Here is a 16,268-nt window from a genome sequence, read left to right as displayed (position 1 = left end):
AAACAAAGACCTAAAGCGCGTCGCGCTGAAACGGATTCATGCGACGCGCTTTAGGTCTTTGTTTTTATGCATGTCGTTCCCCCAAAACCGAGGTCACTTTTGGGCGACAGGCATTAAAACGCTAAATTAACCGGCGGCGGCCACAATAGCGCGTTCGATCACGGTCCGCAGGCGCGCTCATGCCCGTCGCTGATGCCAAGGATGGTTCGACCATCCCGAAACGGGAGGCCGAAGGCATGGACCGCTCCCGCCACATGGAAGACGAACTGCGCGAGCAGAACCAACGCTTTTCGGCTGCGGTCGAGAACATGTCGCACGGCCTGTGCATGTTCGACGCCGACGAGCGGATGATCATCTGCAACGGCAACTACCTGAACATCTTTTGCCTCGAAGCCAGCGTCATAAGGCCCGGCATCCGGTTCCTCGACATTCTGCGCCACAGCGTCGATATCGGCATCGCCTCGCAAACCGCCGACGAACTCTACGCCATCCGCAAGCCCTATATCGATCAGGCAAAGCCCTCGACCTACGAAGAAACACTGTCGGACGGCCGCATCGTCAGCATCTCGCACCGCCCTCTGGCTCTGGGCGGCTGGGTCTCGATCTACGAGGACATCACCGAGCAGCGCCGCGCGCAAGAGGATCTGAAGGAGCAGCACCGCCGCTTCGACGCAGCGCTTGCCAACATGTCGCAAGGCCTGCTGATGTACGGCGCCGACGGCAAGATGATCGTGCGCAACCGGCGTTTTCTTGAACTCTACAATGTCACCGCGGCAGACTTCCCGCTTGGAACGACGCACCGCGAGGCGCTCGAACGATTGCTGGAACTCGGCATCTATACGGAGATCGACGTCGACAGCGAAGTCGCCAAGACCGAAGCCTGCCTGACGGCGGCAAAAATGCACTCGGCCTACCGGCATCTTACCGACGGCAGGACGGTTCTGGTCACACGCCGGCCGATGAACGGCGGCGGCTGGGTAGTGACCTTCGACGACGTCACAGAACGTCGCCGCACCGAAGAGCGCATGACCCATCTTGCGCATCACGATACGCTGACGGGATTGCCCAACCGCTCGATGTTTCGCGAACGGCTCGACCTGGCGCTGGAAGCCACGGCGGTCACGCCGCTGGCAATCTTTTCGCTCGATCTCGATCGCTTCAAGGCGGTCAACGACACCTGGGGACATCCGGCCGGCGACTGGCTGTTGAAGAGTGTGGCCGAGAGGCTGCAGCGCTGCCTGCACAACGAAACCGACGTCGTCGCCCGTTTCGGCGGCGACGAATTCGTCATCATCCAGTTCAACTTCAAGGGCATTGCCAATGCAGAAAAACTCGCGAAGCGCATCGTCGAGACAATCGGAAAACCGTTCCGCGACAAGAGCCGCGAGATGCATGTCGGCATCAGCCTGGGCATCGCGGTTTTCCCCGACGACGGTGGAGATGCCGACACGCTGCTGAGGAACGCCGATACGGCGCTTTACCGGGCGAAGAGCGAAGGGCGCAATCAGTATCGGTTCTTCGAACCCGGAATGGACGCTATGGTACAGGCACGGCGTGCGCTGGAGGTCGACCTTGAGACCGCGCTGCCGCGCCAGGAGTTCGACCTCGACTTCCAGCCCATCATGAACATCGCATCCGGGGAGATCGTCGGCGCCGAAGCCTTGATGCGCTGGCATTCGCCGACACGCGGCACGGTGGCGCCGGACAGCTTCATTCCGGTCGCCGAAGACACCGGATTGATCGTGCCGCTTGGCGAATGGGCGCTGAGGAAAGCCTGCACGGCGGCGGCACACTGGCCCGCCGGCCTGCGCGTCGCGGTCAATGTCTCGGCCGTGCAACTTAAAAGCGGCAGCTTCGCCCGCAGCGTCATCTCGGCGCTGGCCTTCTCCGGCGTGCCAGCCGATCGGTTGGAGCTTGAAATCACCGAAACCGTGCTGATGGACGAAAGCGAGGCGGTGCTGAGGACGCTGCGGCAGTTGCGCGAACTCGGCATCCGCATCGCGCTGGACGATTTCGGCATCGGCTATTCCTCGCTCGGCTATCTCAGGCGTTTTCCTGTCGACAAGATCAAGATCGATCGTTCGTTCATCCACGACCTGGGCAATCGTGACGCCGCGGCGATCGTTCGCACCGTCATCGGGCTGGGCGCCGAGCTTGGCATCACTGTCACCGCCGAGGGGGTCGAGACCGAGGTGCAACTCGACATCCTGCGCGGCAATGGCTGTACAGAGGCGCAGGGCTATCTGATCGGCGTGCCGTCAACGGCCGCCGAGATCCAGCGTCTATTGAAATCCCGAGCGCTGCACAGCCAGACCGGCTGAGGCCGGCCATCGTCAACGCAGCGTGTCGATGTACTTTTCGTGGAAGCTGACATAGCCGGGCTCGACCACCTTGAGATGCCGCTCGATCAGCGCATGAAACCGCGGCAGTTGATGAAACGGCACGCCGGGATAGGCATGATGCTCGGCATGGAACGGCATGTTCCACGCCAGCTTGCGGACCAGCCAGTTGGTCAACGTGGTCCTGGTGTTCTCCAGCATGTTGGCGACGAACGGACAGCGACCATGCTCGGCCAGCAGATAGAGGCGCAGAAACGGCTGCCCCAACAGAGCGGGCAAGATCCAGACATAGACAAGCACCGAGAGCCGGAAATAAACGGCCAGCAGAAGGACCACGGCGTAAAAGGCAATCATGGCGCGGGCCTCGATGCGCACCTTGTCATAGCCCTTCGGCGGAACGTAGCTTTCGCGACCACGGTCTGCCGCGTTGGCATAGAGCGTCTTGAGGTGGCCCCACCATAAGGGGATGCCGGATATGTGGACGAGGTATTGCCGCCATGTCTCCGGTTTCGGGAAGGCCAGTTCAGGGTCGTTCTCCGGGTCTTGCGTGTATCGATGGTGGGCAAAGTGGAAGTAGCGGAACCAGTCCGCCGGCAGTGCGATCGCCAGACTGCACACCCGCGCCACGACATCGTTCAGCCGCTGTGCCTCAAAAGCCGTGCGATGAACCGTCTCGTGCAGCAGCGTGAACAGGAAGACGATGAGGATACCTTGCGGAAGCATCAGCAGTGGCCAGAACGGCACCTTGGCAGCGATCAGCGATCCGACGACCACGATCGCGCCCCAATGAGCAGCAAGCTGAACGAGGCCCGCAACATCAGACTTGGCGGTCAGCCGGTTGCGCTCCTCCTGCGTCAACGATGAAATTACGTCACGATGATCCACGTGCTTCGATCCAGACTGGAGTTTGATGAACCCATTGTAGCCAATGAACAACCTTTCCAAAAACGACGATTTCTGCAATCTAGATAAGCTGAACTTATCTATTCGGTGATTATGGCCGTACCTCCCTCTCTCAAAGGACTTCAAGCTTTCGAGGCTGCGGCCCGTACAGGCAGCTTTGCCGCGGCAGCGGAAGAGCTTTCGGTGTCGGCCGCTGCCGTCAGCCAGCTCATCCGCACGGTCGAGGAGCAGATGGGCCGCAAGCTGTTCCACCGCGTCAACCGGCGCGTCGTCCTCACCGAGGCCGGCGTCGAGATGCTGCCCAGGCTGACCATGGCCTTCCAGGAGATCGGCAGCGTCGCGCGCCAGCTCGACATCAGGCTCTCCTATGGGCCGCATTATCGCGAGCACCCGACCGAGGACATCGTCCAGGACGCAGTCTATCCCGTGTGTGCGCCCGGACTGGCGGACACGATCAAACCCGAAGGCCTGGCCAGCCTGCCGCTTATCCACACGGGCTGGGGACCGACTGGTGCGTCCTTTCCGTCCTGGCACAACTGGTTCGAGGCGGCCGGCATCGAGCCCGGCCGGGCAGCGCAGCGCGGCCTCTCGGCCAACTCATCGCGCGCAGCGCTCGACCTTGCGATTTCGGGATTGGGCGTGGCGCTGGCGCAAGGAATCTACTGTGCCGAGGCGCTGGAAGACGGCCGGCTTGTCAGGCCCCTCGCCCAGGCACTGGAGCTACGCCAGCCCTATTGCCTGACGATCCCCGAGCGCAGCGCCAGGCGCGACGTCGTGGCGGCGTTTCGCCAGTGGCTGATCGACGAATGCCGACGCGCAGTGAACTCGCCCGCGCTGCGTTGACGTAGCGTGCGGCGATGATCAGAGGTGCCCGCTCAATGCCTCAGCCATGTCCTTGTTTGTCGCCACAGGGATGATCTCGAACTCCACCAGATCCGCCCATTCGATGACCCAGCGCTGCAGCAGCGTGACGTCATCGGTCTCCACCAGCAGGAAGCAGCGGCTCATGTCCGCCGCGATCCAGCTGTGGTGCACGACGAGTTCGTCCGGCTTGAGGCGGCCCCGGTCGCGAAAGCGGCGATAGATCTCCTTGCGGTCGCAGCCGGTGAAATCCTCGATCACGATAAACTGCATGTTCTACCCCCGATCAAACTACCGCCCCGGCCGGTCCAGCCGCTCCAGGAACCACTGCGTCAGCCGCACCCAGACCTCGTCCTTCTCGCCGGAATCCTCCCAGCCATGGTCGAGGTTGGGATTGTCGTTGACCTCGATGACGAAGACGCCGTCCTTGGTCTCCTTGAGGTCGACGCCGTAGAGCCCGTCGCCGATGCAGCGCGCCGCCTTCACAGCCGTCTCGACGACATGCGCGGGCGTCTCCTTCAGCGTGAAGGTCTTGATGCCGCCCTGGTCGGGCTTGCCGTTGGCCTTATGGTTGACGATCTGCCAGTGCTTCTTGGCCATCAGATAATGCACGGCAAACAGCGGCTGGCCGCCGAGCACGCCGACGCGCCAGTCATACTCGGTCGGAATGAATTTTTGCGCGATCAGAAGGTCGGAATCCTCCAGCCATTCGGTAGCAAGCGTCTTCAGTTCCTCGAAATTGGCGCATTTCTTGACGCCGCGCGAGAACGACGAATCCGGGATTTTCAGCACCAGCGGAAAGCCCAGCGTCTGCGCTGCCAATTCGAGATCCGAGGTGCCGGCGATCATCACCGTCGGCGGTACCGGCACCTTGTTGTAGGCCATCAGCTCGTTGAGATAGACCTTGTTGGTGCAGCGGATCATCGACAGTGGATCGTCGATCACCGGCATGCCTTCCTGCTGGGCGCGGCGGGCGAAACGATAGGTGTGGTTGGAGATCGAGGTGGTCTCGCGAATGAACAGCGCGTCGTAATTGGCGAGCTTGGCGAGGTCCCGCTTGGTGATCGGCTCGATTTCGACACCCATCTTCTCGGCGATCTTGGCCCAATAGCGCAGCGACGATATCTCCGATGGCGGCAATTCCTCATGCGGGTCGACCAGCGTGGCGAAGGTGTAGCGCGCCGGCGTGCGGCCCTTGGTGTCGCGCCATTCGCGGTTGGTGTAGGTCTCCAGGCACTGGATGAAGCTTTTTTCCTCGTCCTCGGTCATCCGCGCCAGCGGATGGAAACCGATCTTGCGGATCGAGGCCCATTCGGCGCTGTCCTTGATGTGGACTTCGAGCGCCGGCGCGCGGAACCAGTCGAATAGAAGTTTGGCGAAGCGGTCCCAGATTTTCGACGGGCCGATGCCGAAGAAGATGCAGACCTTTTGCGGAAAAACGCCGCCGAGATCCTTGCGGCATTTGTTGAGCGCCAGCTCCAGTTCCGGCAGCGCGTGTTCATAGAGCTTGCGCTCCGAAAGGTCGATCATCGTTTCGACCGTCGGGATCACCTTGTGGCCGCGCGAGCTTGCCAGCAGCGACGCATAGTAGCCGCGGCTCTGGTAGCCGTAATTGTTCGACAGGTTGATGACCTTCGGCCGCTGGCCGCGAAACAGTGACGGGTGCGCGAGATAGTCGCGATTGGTGATGATCTTGTGCGGTGTCGCCACCTGGTCGAGATCGCTCTGCCTGCCGGTAAGGATGACCCAGGTCATTATCTGTCACGCTTTCCCAGAGTGATGGCGGCACGCAATCCATCGCGACCGAACTGCGCCATGTTCATGAAGATGCCGTAAGGCACGGGAATGTTGGCTGCATCAAGGATGGTCTCCTGCCTTTCGTCCTCGACCCAAGGGTCGTGGATCAGGATATGGTCGCCGTCATCGCCGATCGCCAGCACCCAGTGCGGCACCTTCTTGCCAAACATCAGGAAGCCGCTGATCAGCACCAGCACCAGCTTTCCCCCAGCGATCGCAGCGCGGATATCGTCGATTGTGAATGCACGGTAATTCACCGGGATGCCGTAAAGTTCCGCGCGTCGGCGAAAGTCGACCTGGGCCAGTTCCATCACCCTGCGCTTGTCCACACTGCGTACCGATTGCAGGAACAGCGCGCCATAGAAGGAAACGTAGATCTCCACCGCGAGCCCGCTTTCGTAGCCCGACACAGCGAGGCCGAATGGCTCGCATCCACCGGGACCCGACATCATGAAGACGGTCGTCGCTTCACGCCACAGGCGGATTTCCATGACCGGATCCGGCACGAAGCCGCGATCGAAATTGGCCATCGCCATCATCAGGCAGCACGGGCCGCAGGTGAATTCGCAGGTCTGCGGGTAGAACGGCACCTTGGTGGCGATCGGAATGTCGCCACGCAAGGTCTTTTCGTAGCGAAGTGCCGTTTCGCCATCCTCATAGTAGCCGGGCTCGCGGCCGATCTTGCGATACCCGGCCTGTTCGTAGATGCGGATCGCGCGGCTGTTGTCCTCGCGAACTTCGAGACGCAGCATCATGCGGTCATGCTCGAAGGCGGCATCTTCGGCGGATCCGAGCAGCATGCGGCCGACACCCAGTCCGCCGAAAAACGGACTGGTCGCAATCGAGTAGAGTCGCGCCACGCCGCTACCCTTGCGAAACAGCACGATCGCATAGCCGGCCACGCGGCCGTCGACTTCGGCGACCAGCGTCTCGGCGGTTTCACGCTCGATGAACAGGCGGAAGGAGCGGCGGGAAATACGGTCGCTTGAGAAAACAGCTTTCTCAATGGCGGCGAGATCATCGACGTCAGACGCGCGGGCCGTGCGGATCTCGGCAGGCATGCGGCTTCAGAAAACCTCGATTGGTGGTGGAAATGGCCCTACTCGAACACGTCCTTGACGCCAACCAGGGCGTTGGGAAAACCGGCGTCCACCTGGGCGCACGAAGTCCGCTCCACCACCTTGAATCTTCGCCTCGTGTTTCCAAAAACCCTTTCCGATTTTCGGGGCGATGCGACGGCATTCATCAAGCGCTATCGCACCTCGATTAGGGCCGAATTGTGACAAATCCGACGCCGGCCCGACGGGCGCAAAAGGTCCTCCGGCCGGATCGGCATTCGCGGATCGACGGCACCGGCAAAAGCAATGCCGTTCAGCTTGCCAGCCCGTTCACAAGTTGCGTGTAGGCGCTCCTGGCGACCTCGGCCAGCCGCTCGCGCGGCAAGGAGCCGACCACGGCGCAGCCATAGCCCTTGTCCAGCCAGTAGACGGCCTCGGGTCCGTCTTGCGCGGCGGCGTAGGTGCCTTTGGCATTCTCCGTCGATTCCGTGGTGACGAACAGCGAGATACGCTGCCCATTGCCGTCCTCGTAAAGCAGCATGGCGGCCTTGCTCTCGCCTGCCGGCAACAGCCGGCCGCCGACCAACTGGAATCCGTCGGCGGTCAGGTCCGGCGCCACCAGCTTCAGCCCTACACGGTTGGACAGCCAGGTCTGCAGATGGTCCTTGTCGCTGGCCGGCACCTCGACGGCATGCCGCTTTTCGGCGGCATAGATGACATGGGCCGCGATTGCCTGCTCGGCCAGCCGATCTTCCGCCGGGTCCTCCTGGCCGATGCCGTCGATGCCGGCAAAATAGCCACCAAGTCCGCCGGTGACCAGAAGCACGGCGGCAGCAGCGGCAAGCCACCAGCGTGAGCGTGGCACAGATGCCTTGACCGGCACCTCGCCAAGCACGACCTTGCGCAACCGCGCAGGCACGGCTTCGTCCAACACGTCGGCGAAGGCGGCACGCAGCGCCGCTCGGTCGGCGGTGAAACGGGCGCTCTTGGCCTTCATCTCGGGATTGGCGTCGAGCCAGGCATCGTAGGCCGAGCGCTCATCGCTGGGCAGCTCGCCATCTAGCGCCATGTGGATGTCACGTTCGGAAAAGTCGCGGCGGATCATTTCTCGACGATCCTTATCGCGCGGCGGCGCGCCGTGTCGTCCAGCAACCCGCGCAATTCCTCACGCCCGCGCGCAATGCGCGACATCAGCGTGCCGGCAGGCACGCCCAGAATGTTGGCGGCTTCGGCATAGGAAAAACCTTCGATGGCAACCATGACAAGGGCCGCGCGACGGTCGGGGCTGATCGCCTGCAATGCGTCGATGATCTCGCGCGAGGCAATGTTCTCCACCTGCTCGGCCGGCTGGGCAACGGTCTCGCCCGCCTCCAGCGGCAGCATCGCCGCCTCGCCGCGGCGGTTCACCTTGCGCATCTGATCGATGAACAAATGATGCATGATCGTAAACAGCCACCTCCGGGGGCTTTCTCCTGTCTGCCAATTGCCGAGCCGCACAAGCGCCCGCTCAAGGCAATCCTGAACAAGGTCGTCGGCAGCGTCGCGGTCGCGCAAAAGCGAGCGCGCGTAACGGCGCAGGCGCGGTATTTCGCCAAGGATTGCTGCCTTCTTTTCGTCCATGACCGCAGGTTTCGAGGTCGCCCTTGTTGATCCCGATTGAACGCGCCTTCCGGGCGCGGCGCAAGCGGCCAGCGCGAAGCGGTCTCCCGCCCCGGTCACCCAAGCAATGAGATAACGATGGCCGGTGCCGATTTATTCCCGATCGAAGGCAGCGGTAAATCGATTGCGCAAATACGTAAAATATGCACAATATGTAAAATACGTATGAGGGTCACTCAATGAAACAATTCACCTTTTCGGATATGAATCGGGCGTCCGGCGAAATTCTCGAAACGGCAATGATCGAGCCTGTCGCTCTCACGAAACGCGGCAAAGAGAAGCTGATCATCCTATCAGCGGCCCAATATCGGCAGCTCGTTAGTTCGCCTTATGCCGTAGCCTACACGCTTGAGGACGCGCCGGACGAGGTTCACGATGAACTCATGTCCGGATTGGAGGCCATCACAACCAGCGACAAGCCGGATGCTTAAGCCCGGCGATTTGCTTCGATACTATTATCTATGGGCACGACAGGCTGACGCCGGCGAGGAATCCGGCCGCAAGGCGCGGCCCGTCTGCATTGTGGTCAGAACGCCGGCAACGCCTGCCGCACTGTTCTTGTTCCCGCTCACCTCGCAAAGGCCCGACCGGTCCCGCACGCATGTTGCCGTGAGCGAAATCGAGTGTCGCAGGGGTGGGCTCGATTTCCCGTCATGGCTGATCCTAGACGAGTACAACCGCGTACAGATCGATGAAGCTTATGATCTCGTCACGACGAAGCCAATCGGCTCCTTCAGCCCGGCGTTTGTTCGCAAGATCGCGGGCCTCATCAAAGAGGTAATCGTACAACGCCGCGTGCGCGGCGTCGTACGAAAATAGCGGACAAACCGACACATGAACGGGTAAGAGCTCTTCACGGAAGCAAGCGCATCATCCCTCCTTCGCCGCCCGTGTCAAAAGCCGCTGATAGAACAGGCCGATACCGATCAGAACCGCGCCGAGGCCGATGAAGGATAGCGCCCGGAGTACGCCTTCCAACTCCGACATGTCGAAGATGAAGACCTTCAGCACGGCGATCGCGATCAGCGCGGCCGAGGCGACGCGCAGCACCTGCGATTTCAACCAGACACCGGCTGTGAGGAGCGCAACGCCAATCACCAGCCAAAGCGCCGAGTAGGTATAGGTTTCCAACTGGCCGAGGCCGCTCCACAAGCCGATGAACTCGCCCTTGAACAGGCGCCTCACCGACAGCGTGGCATAGGCGAAGGCAAGCACGGCAGCCACCACGGCCAGCATCTGCGCATACCATTTCGGCCGCTTGTCCCTGGCGTAGAGCGCCAGTCCCCCGGCGGCGATCGCCGGCAGGAGATAGGCGAGGAACAACAGGTTGAACACCGGGATCCGGCCTGTCGATTCGTCTGACAACAGCGGATTCAGCACGACGAAGTGCCTGACAACGATGAAAGCGACCGAGGCCACACCGGCGGCCATCGAACCATAGCGCAGCATCGAGCTTGGCGAGCGCATGTCGATGGCGACCAGGATGGCGCCAGCGCCGATGGCGATCAGGGTGTAGATCGACTGTTCGGCGAGCGTCATGGCACCCGTGTCGATGACGCCGCCGTGCATGGCGTGGCGCACCAGCATAGCGAGCGTGAGCAGCGCAAACAGCGCCGCAGCCGCCTCCATGGCAAGGCGCGGCCGGCCATTCGTGGTGCGCGCAAGCTGCCAGGCGGCAAAGCCGAAGGCCAGTGCCGGCACGCCGTAGCCTGGCAGCAGCCAGTTGAACACCGGCGTCGTCGACAGGAACCCGGCACCGACGATGGTCGGGTCGAAAGCGACGCGGCCAAGCACCGCGATCACCGCGCCGACCGAAATCCAGCCGAGCACCGGATAGGCGCGCCAGCGCGTAGTCAGCGCCGGCACGATGGCCGCCGCACCGAGCAGGATGGTGGTCCAGCCGGAATCGAAAGCCATATGCACGAGCAGGAGCCCGGCGATGGCCGCGCCGCCCAGGGCAAACGACACCGCGACACCGCCCTTGAGCGGCGGCTCCTCGGCCCGCGCGATCCACTCGCCGCCGGCGGCGAAAATGACGACCAGCAGTGCCGCTGCGGCAGCGTAGACAAGGTCACGGTCGAGATTGCCGAAGGTGAACCAGAGTGCCAGCAGGATGACCAGCGGGACAATGACGCCCCACGCTGCCCATGAGGCCGCGCGGATCTGTGTGCCGGCGGCGAACCGGCGTGCGGCCCAGAAGCCGGCGCCGATGAAGACCAGGCCAAGTACGATGCCGATGCGCAAGGTCAGCACGTTGGACGTGGCCACCGGCAGTCCGTCGACGCCCAAGGCGCCGCTGGAAAAATCGGAAGCGATGGAGGTTGGCGGGATGATGCCGAGATAGATCAGCACCGTGACCAGTCCCGCGGCATAGAGGAGCGGCAGCGCCAGCGGACGATAAAGCGCGACCCCCACCATCGCGGCGATCACCACCGCGCCTGGCAAGGCGTAGCCGGCGGCAGCGAAGGCCGGGTCGACCGACAGGCCCAGCGCCGAGAATGCGACGAACAGGCCAGGCACGATGGACGGCCAGTCGAAAGCCCTGGCTGGTCCAGGTTCGTCGTCACGGCGAGCGAGCCAGACAAGGGCGAGCACGGCCAGCGTGACGGCGTCGATGAACAGAATGGCAGAGAGGTTCGCCCCCGGCGCATCGGTCATATAGAGGATGGTCCAGACACCGGTGCCGAAAAAGGCGGCCGCCACCAGTAATTTCCAGTCCCGCATGCGGGCGATGACGCCGGTGGCGGCAAGCACGATCGCGAGATAGCCGAAAAGCGCCCAGGGATTGGGTGCCTGCGAGGCGACCAGCACCGGCGTCACCATGGCGCCTACCAGGCCGATGCCGGCCAGCGCCTGACCATGGACCAGGGCGGCCGCGATCGTTGCCACGCCGATGACGCCGAGCAGCGTGAAGGCGAGTGCCGGGCCGATGAAGCCGTAAATGCCATGCGCGGCATAGACGGTGCCGAACAGGATGAAGGCACCGGCAGCAGTCAGGATCGCTGGAATATAAGCGCCAGCGGCCCCTTGCACCGGCACCTTGAAGCCGGTGCGGCGGATGAACTCGCCGCCGGCCACCAGCACCAGGCCGAGCACGCCGGCCATGGTCAGCCGCACGCCGGGACCGAAAATACCTGCCTCGATGGTGTAGCGGATCAGGAACAGGCCGCCCAGCGCCAGCGCGATGCCACCGACCCAGACCGCCCAGCGGGTGCCGAGCGCGGTTTCGACATCGGATTGGCGGGCGGCTTTCGCCGCTCCGGGAAGCTCCGCAGGTTCCACTGCCTTCGGTGCCGGTTCTGGAGCGGTCCACGGGCCGGAGACGATCTCGCCGGTCGAGTCTTCCGTGTCCGTGGCTGGCGCCGGGACGGTGACCGCTGCGCTTACCTCCGGCGGAACGATATCGGTCGCAGCCGCTGCGTCCGGAGCCATGTCGGCGGGCGCGTTGTCGTCCACCTGTTCGGAGGACTTGGCCGCAGGCGGCACGGCACCGGAAAGGACCAGGCTGCGCAGCGCGCCTAGTTCACGCTCGACAAGGCCGATGCGGCTCTGCTGGCGCGAAATGATGACGAACAAGGCGATGATGGCGACAAGGCCGATCAGGCTTTCAAACATGGCGGTTCCCCCAAACCAGGCCAGTTTTCACTGACATTCGTCTTACTGACATTCAAATGCGGCGGCCAAACGGCCAGAAAATCCAAGCTCGGAAAACTCAATGCGCCGCCAGTCAACGCGCCGCCAGATTGGCGGCCGGAAAGATCGAGCATGTTTCGGTGCCGAAAGCCAGCAGCTTGCCGCCGGCATCCTTCAGCGTCGCTTCCGACACCGCCAACGTGCGGCCCTTGTGAACAACCCTGCCCTCGCACACCACCTCGCCGGTCTTCGGCGTGATGGGACGCGTCAAATTCACCTTGAACTCCGCCGTGGTATAGGCCTCGCCCTTTTCGAGCAGCGTCTGCACGGCACAGGCCAGCGCCGAATCGAGCAGCGTCGCCGCCCAGCCGCCATGCACGCTGCCCAGCGGATTGAGATGGCGCTCGCTCGGCATGCCACGAAAGACAGCGCGCCCTTCCGAGACTTCGGTGAGAGTGAAATTCAGCTGGAAGGAAATCGGCGGCGCCGGATACTTGCCGTCGACGATGCGCTGCAGCAATTCCAAACCGGTGTATTTCAGGATGTCGGCGTGCGGAATGGTGCCGAGGCCGAGCGGTGAGACCCGGCCAGGATAAAGTTCGACCTCGCTCATGTGATGATTTCTCTGGCTGCGTCTTCGCCAGCTATGGCCTTGCCGCGCGCGTGATGTTTGCGCAAGGCGGCGAGGAAGCCGGTACGAGCGTCCGGCGGCTCGATGCCGCGCGGCTCATAGACGTGGCGGTTGAAGAAGAAGCCGGTGAGCCGGAAGGCGTCGTCGACATCAGCCGCATCGGCGCGCAGGCCGGAGCCGCGCTGCAGGAAGGCCGGCAGAGCCAGCATCTTGTCGCGCCACGGCAAACCGGCTTCGCGCGATACCGCACGTCCCGACTTCGGTGAGACATAGGCCAGGTCCTGTCGCGTGCCGGTGGCGGCGCATTGGCTGAGATCGAGGCCGAAGCCGAGTTCGTCCAGCACCAGAAGCTCGAAGCGCGCCACCAGTTCGCCGGCAACGTCGGCGTCGTCGAGATGGACGATCATCACGGCAAGCGTTTCGTAGAGACCTTCATGCGCGTCGCGCTCGGGCAGCAGGCGCAGATGCGCGGCCATGGTCTGCAATCCGTAGACGGCGACGGCGCTGTCCATCAACCGGGCCGCGTTCATCTCGATCGCCTCGGCCTGGAACGTGCCGAGGTGCTCGTCAAGGCGCGCTCGCCACAACAGGTCGACACGGTTGCCGGGCTGGAGCACAGGCTGCTGCTTGCGCGAACGGCCGCCGCGAACAAGGCCGAGATGACGGCCATGCGCTCGCGTCAACACCTCGAGAATGGCGCTGGTTTCGCCATGCTTGCGGGTGCCGAGAATGATTCCCTCGTCGCGCCATTCCATTTCAGGAGCTTTTCACCGATCGGGTGGCGAAATCAAGGTATGGGCTTGGCCCCCGGGTAACTCTCATGCCAATGCATAAAAAACCGCCCGCAGCGATGTGCTGCGGGCGGGCTGGTGAGGTCAGTCGATCCGTTAGAAATTGCGCTGGAAGCGAACGATGCCGCCGACGCTGCTCTTCTTGTCGGCCTTCGTCCAGTTGTTGAAGTCCAAGTCGTCGAATTTTCCTGCATTGAGGTAATCGACTTCAGTCGTGATCGTAAAGCCGGGCACAATGGTATAGGCCACGTTGGCCGCGACGCCGAGGTTCTTCCAGTCGTCATAGGAGACCTGGGCGTTGAACGAGGTCTTGTCGTTGAACTTGTAGGTGCCGCCGCCCCAGATCGCCCAGTTTCCGCCCCATGGCTTGTATTGGGTACGGCCTGTGCCGAAGTCGTTGATGTTGTCGTTGGTGCCGTAGCCGCCCATGACGAACAGCGTCAGTTCCTTGCTGACGTTGACGTCCAAACGGACCTTGCCGGACACTTCCTCATAATTGCTGTCATAGGCCACGACGCCGGTGATCGCACCCCAGTCGCCCTTGTACTTCAAACCGCCGACGACATGCGGAACATAGCTGTCGATCGTGTTGACGCCGGTGCCTTCTTCGAGCGAGACCACGCCCGTGAAGCCGCTGCCTGCGTCGAAGTAGTAGCTGATGAGATTGGTATCCTTGACACCATACGGGATGAGCGTGTCCTGGATGACGTTGCCGGCATAGCCGATGAACTGGTCGTATACCGTTTCATCCTTACCGACGCGCAGGCCACCGAGCTGGATCCAGGCGAAGTTGAGGGTGGTGGCCTTGTTGCCGGCCTGCCAGCCGGTGCCGTCACCGGTATAGTCGCCGGAAGAGTTGCCGAACTGGAAGCGGGTCTCGGTGAAGGTCTTCAATGTGCCGAGCTCGGTTTCCTGGCCGGTATAAGTCCTCAGCGTGAAGCGCATGTTCTTGTAGTAGGTGTCGTTCCTATCGCCGTCCATGTGATCGGCAACGTTATTGGCGCCATCCAGCGCGCCGGAATCGCCGACGCCCATGTCGTAGCGGAGATAGCCGCCGATGCGCAGGCAGGTCTCGGTGCCCGGAATGTAGAAGTAACCGGCGCCGTAGACGTCGCAGATCTTGACGTATTCGGCCGGTTCCGGTTCGGCGACGACGACAGCGTCGGCGGCGCGCGCGCCGCTGACCGCGATCAGGGCCGCGGCTGAGCCGAGAAGGAGGCTCTTGATGTTCATTTTCTGACCTCTCCAGTCATAGTTATAAATGGCTTCGGATTTGTGGCTGGCGGCAATGTTTTCCCGCCTCACCCCCACAACGAAAAAGGCTCACACCGCTCGCCCTTTTCAGCGGCGAACATACCCATCGATCATCTGCCTTCAATGACGATTTCCGGAATAATGACAATTCCCCAAACAGATTAATGCCGTGTTGCACAAATAACACTTGATAATCCGGCGAGCGGCACAAATGGCACAATGTCATTTATTAAATATATATACGGATACTTTCGCGTCTAACTATACTGATAACGTGCTATATTTCCAAAACGGCCGCATAATACGCAAAATATACCTCAATTCCGTCGAAATTTATTCGATTGTTGCCGCCTCCCCTTCTGTTGCCAGATAACGCCCATCTGCAAATCCCGCTCTGATACCGAGGCGAAAAGCGGGATGACGCTTCCAAGGGTGTCTGCCCCCTCCAAGGCGGTCGAAACTTCCTGGAGTGCCGTCGTGTCGCCGATTGCGACAGCAGCCAGCCGTTGAAAAACGATTCCTCCGTGACGCCCTCTCAGTCGACCTGAACGACGCAGGCGATGCGCTCCCCTCCGCCTCGATCAGGCGGGTGGGCACGCATAGGTCCGGGAAAGCATCGCCTCGGCCAGAATGTCCCTGGTCGCGCCATACGGGGGCGGATGGATCGGCGACAGGATCAGGATCTGGTGGGCGAGAGCGCCTTGAACGTTTGGCGCCTCACCCCCGCCGCGCGTGATCGGCAAGCACCTCATCGATCACATGACGGGATTTTTCAACCTCGACAGGGTTGACGCCGATCTGTCCAGCTACCGTGATCAGCGCCTTCCAAAGCGTCCAGCCACGACCACGCGCCCACATCGCCTCATCGGCTGGAAGGCCGGCGCGAAACGCCTCCCGGCTTTTGCCTTCAAACAATGTCCAGGCAATCGCCAGATCGCAGGCGGGATCGCCAACGCCGGAGGTTCCGAAGTCGATCACCGCGCCCAACCGGCCTTGCCTGACCAGCAGGTTTCCCCAACTGACGTCGCCGTGGAACCAGACCGGCGCACCGTGCCATGGCGCGGCAAGTGCTGCCTCCCACACCGCGCGGGCTGCGACCGTATCGATCTTGCCGTCGAGGGCTTCAATCGCTTGCCGGGTTTCGCCATCGTAGACGCTGAGTGCTCCGCCGCGAAAGAAGTTGTGTTGTCCCGGCGCCGGTCCGCCAGTGGCATCGATCCTTTGCAAGGCGACCAGGAACGCGGCCAGGTCGGTCGCGAATCGCGGCAAGCTGGCGATACGCTCGCGCTCTGCCGTCTCGCCTTCGATCCAGCGGTAAACGGACCAGTGCCAGGGATAGCTT

General features: G+C 62.3%; 15 protein-coding genes. 4 read left to right on the top strand and 11 right to left on the bottom strand.

Annotated elements, in window-relative coordinates; translation table 11 throughout:
* Window positions 1–179: 179 nt before the first annotated feature.
* Window positions 180–2,321 carry an EAL domain-containing protein gene (locus tag EOB59_RS29375; RefSeq protein ID WP_127397529.1) on the top strand — a complete coding sequence of 714 codons (2,142 nt, stop codon included), beginning with the start codon at window positions 180–182 and terminating at the stop codon, window positions 2,319–2,321.
* 12 nt (window positions 2,322–2,333) lie between these two features.
* Here EOB59_RS29375 and EOB59_RS29370 read toward each other — a convergent pair whose 3' ends face one another.
* Complete coding sequence (locus tag EOB59_RS29370; RefSeq protein WP_127397531.1) at window positions 2,334–3,224, bottom strand: fatty acid desaturase family protein; 891 nt, start codon at window positions 3,222–3,224, stop codon at window positions 2,334–2,336.
* Window positions 3,225–3,335: 111 nt separating this feature from the next.
* On the opposite strand from EOB59_RS29370, the gene EOB59_RS29365 reads away from it, so the two are divergent.
* Entirely contained in the window at window positions 3,336–4,085 is a 750-nt protein-coding gene (locus EOB59_RS29365) for a LysR substrate-binding domain-containing protein (RefSeq protein WP_128289828.1), read from the top strand.
* Between the two features lie 18 nt (window positions 4,086–4,103).
* Here the strand turns inward: EOB59_RS29365 and EOB59_RS29360 are convergent, their stop codons facing one another.
* From EOB59_RS29360 to EOB59_RS29340, 5 genes are all read right to left on the bottom strand, one after another.
* Entirely contained in the window at window positions 4,104–4,364 is a 261-nt protein-coding gene (locus EOB59_RS29360) for a DUF3303 family protein (RefSeq protein ID WP_245486807.1), read from the bottom strand.
* 30 nt (window positions 4,365–4,394) lie between these two features.
* Window positions 4,395–5,858, bottom strand: a complete 1,464-nt coding sequence (locus EOB59_RS29355) for a RimK family protein (protein WP_127321391.1) — start codon at window positions 5,856–5,858, stop codon at window positions 4,395–4,397.
* Window positions 5,858–6,961 carry a peptidase C39 family protein gene (locus EOB59_RS29350; protein WP_127810884.1) on the bottom strand — a complete coding sequence of 368 codons (1,104 nt, stop codon included), beginning with the start codon at window positions 6,959–6,961 and terminating at the stop codon, window positions 5,858–5,860. The genes EOB59_RS29355 and EOB59_RS29350 overlap by 1 nt, the downstream gene beginning before the upstream one ends.
* A 310-nt stretch (window positions 6,962–7,271) precedes the next feature.
* Window positions 7,272–8,063: an anti-sigma factor gene (locus EOB59_RS29345; protein WP_127810885.1), complete on the bottom strand. Its 792-nt coding sequence runs from the start codon at window positions 8,061–8,063 to the stop codon at window positions 7,272–7,274.
* Entirely contained in the window at window positions 8,060–8,578 is a 519-nt protein-coding gene (locus EOB59_RS29340; protein WP_127810886.1) for a sigma-70 family RNA polymerase sigma factor, read from the bottom strand. The genes EOB59_RS29345 and EOB59_RS29340 overlap by 4 nt, the downstream gene beginning before the upstream one ends.
* A 218-nt stretch (window positions 8,579–8,796) precedes the next feature.
* Between EOB59_RS29340 and EOB59_RS29335 the strand changes: the two genes are divergently transcribed.
* Both EOB59_RS29335 and EOB59_RS29330 read left to right on the top strand, forming a co-directional pair.
* Window positions 8,797–9,048, top strand: a complete 252-nt coding sequence (locus tag EOB59_RS29335; RefSeq protein ID WP_128289826.1) for a prevent-host-death protein — start codon at window positions 8,797–8,799, stop codon at window positions 9,046–9,048.
* Window positions 9,041–9,436, top strand: a complete 396-nt coding sequence (locus EOB59_RS29330; RefSeq protein ID WP_128289825.1) for a hypothetical protein — start codon at window positions 9,041–9,043, stop codon at window positions 9,434–9,436. Before EOB59_RS29335 ends, EOB59_RS29330 begins: the two co-directional genes overlap by 8 nt.
* A 51-nt stretch (window positions 9,437–9,487) precedes the next feature.
* Here the strand turns inward: EOB59_RS29330 and EOB59_RS29325 are convergent, their stop codons facing one another.
* The 5 genes from EOB59_RS29325 to EOB59_RS29305 form a co-directional block, all read right to left on the bottom strand.
* A complete protein-coding gene (locus EOB59_RS29325; RefSeq protein ID WP_128289824.1) occupies window positions 9,488–12,232 on the bottom strand; it encodes a DUF2339 domain-containing protein in 2,745 nt (914 codons plus the stop codon).
* A 112-nt stretch (window positions 12,233–12,344) separates the two neighbouring features.
* Window positions 12,345–12,863, bottom strand: a complete 519-nt coding sequence (locus EOB59_RS29320) for a PaaI family thioesterase (protein WP_027162667.1) — start codon at window positions 12,861–12,863, stop codon at window positions 12,345–12,347.
* Window positions 12,860–13,636, bottom strand: a complete 777-nt coding sequence (gene recO, locus EOB59_RS29315) for a DNA repair protein RecO (RefSeq protein ID WP_127321915.1) — start codon at window positions 13,634–13,636, stop codon at window positions 12,860–12,862. The genes EOB59_RS29320 and recO overlap by 4 nt, the downstream gene beginning before the upstream one ends.
* Window positions 13,637–13,768: 132 nt before the next feature.
* The gene (locus EOB59_RS29310; RefSeq protein ID WP_127321916.1) at window positions 13,769–14,905 is read right to left on the bottom strand and encodes a porin; all 1,137 of its coding nucleotides are present in this window, start codon (window positions 14,903–14,905) and stop codon (window positions 13,769–13,771) included.
* A gap of 738 nt (window positions 14,906–15,643) precedes the next feature.
* Window positions 15,644–16,268 (bottom strand): aminoglycoside phosphotransferase family protein (locus EOB59_RS29305; protein ID WP_164895778.1); only part of this gene is annotated, 625 nt, incomplete at its 5' end.

The sequence above is a fragment of the Mesorhizobium sp. M7A.F.Ca.MR.176.00.0.0 genome, from assembly GCF_004023165.1.
In the GTDB taxonomy this organism is placed as follows: Bacteria; Pseudomonadota; Alphaproteobacteria; order Rhizobiales; family Rhizobiaceae; genus Mesorhizobium.
Note: the sequence above shows the minus strand (reverse complement) of the source record. Positions and strands in the feature narration are given on the sequence as shown.

What these genes read in the sequence shown, in the direction of transcription:
- EOB59_RS29375 (WP_127397529.1), top strand. Translation starts at nt 180, where the DNA reads ATGCCCGTCGCTGATGCCAAGGATGGTTCGACCATCCCGAAACGGGAG.
- EOB59_RS29365 (WP_128289828.1), top strand. Translation starts at nt 3,336, where the DNA reads ATGGCCGTACCTCCCTCTCTCAAAGGACTTCAAGCTTTCGAGGCTGCG.
- EOB59_RS29355 (WP_127321391.1), bottom strand. Translation starts at nt 5,858, where the DNA reads ATGACCTGGGTCATCCTTACCGGCAGGCAGAGCGATCTCGACCAGGTG.
- EOB59_RS29350 (WP_127810884.1), bottom strand. Translation starts at nt 6,961, where the DNA reads ATGCCTGCCGAGATCCGCACGGCCCGCGCGTCTGACGTCGATGATCTC.
- EOB59_RS29345 (WP_127810885.1), bottom strand. Translation starts at nt 8,063, where the DNA reads ATGATCCGCCGCGACTTTTCCGAACGTGACATCCACATGGCGCTAGAT.
- EOB59_RS29340 (WP_127810886.1), bottom strand. Translation starts at nt 8,578, where the DNA reads ATGGACGAAAAGAAGGCAGCAATCCTTGGCGAAATACCGCGCCTGCGC.
- EOB59_RS29335 (WP_128289826.1), top strand. Translation starts at nt 8,797, where the DNA reads ATGAAACAATTCACCTTTTCGGATATGAATCGGGCGTCCGGCGAAATT.
- EOB59_RS29330 (WP_128289825.1), top strand. Translation starts at nt 9,041, where the DNA reads ATGCTTAAGCCCGGCGATTTGCTTCGATACTATTATCTATGGGCACGA.
- EOB59_RS29325 (WP_128289824.1), bottom strand. Translation starts at nt 12,232, where the DNA reads ATGTTTGAAAGCCTGATCGGCCTTGTCGCCATCATCGCCTTGTTCGTC.
- EOB59_RS29320 (WP_027162667.1), bottom strand. Translation starts at nt 12,863, where the DNA reads ATGAGCGAGGTCGAACTTTATCCTGGCCGGGTCTCACCGCTCGGCCTC.
- recO (WP_127321915.1), bottom strand. Translation starts at nt 13,636, where the DNA reads ATGGAATGGCGCGACGAGGGAATCATTCTCGGCACCCGCAAGCATGGC.
- EOB59_RS29310 (WP_127321916.1), bottom strand. Translation starts at nt 14,905, where the DNA reads ATGAACATCAAGAGCCTCCTTCTCGGCTCAGCCGCGGCCCTGATCGCG.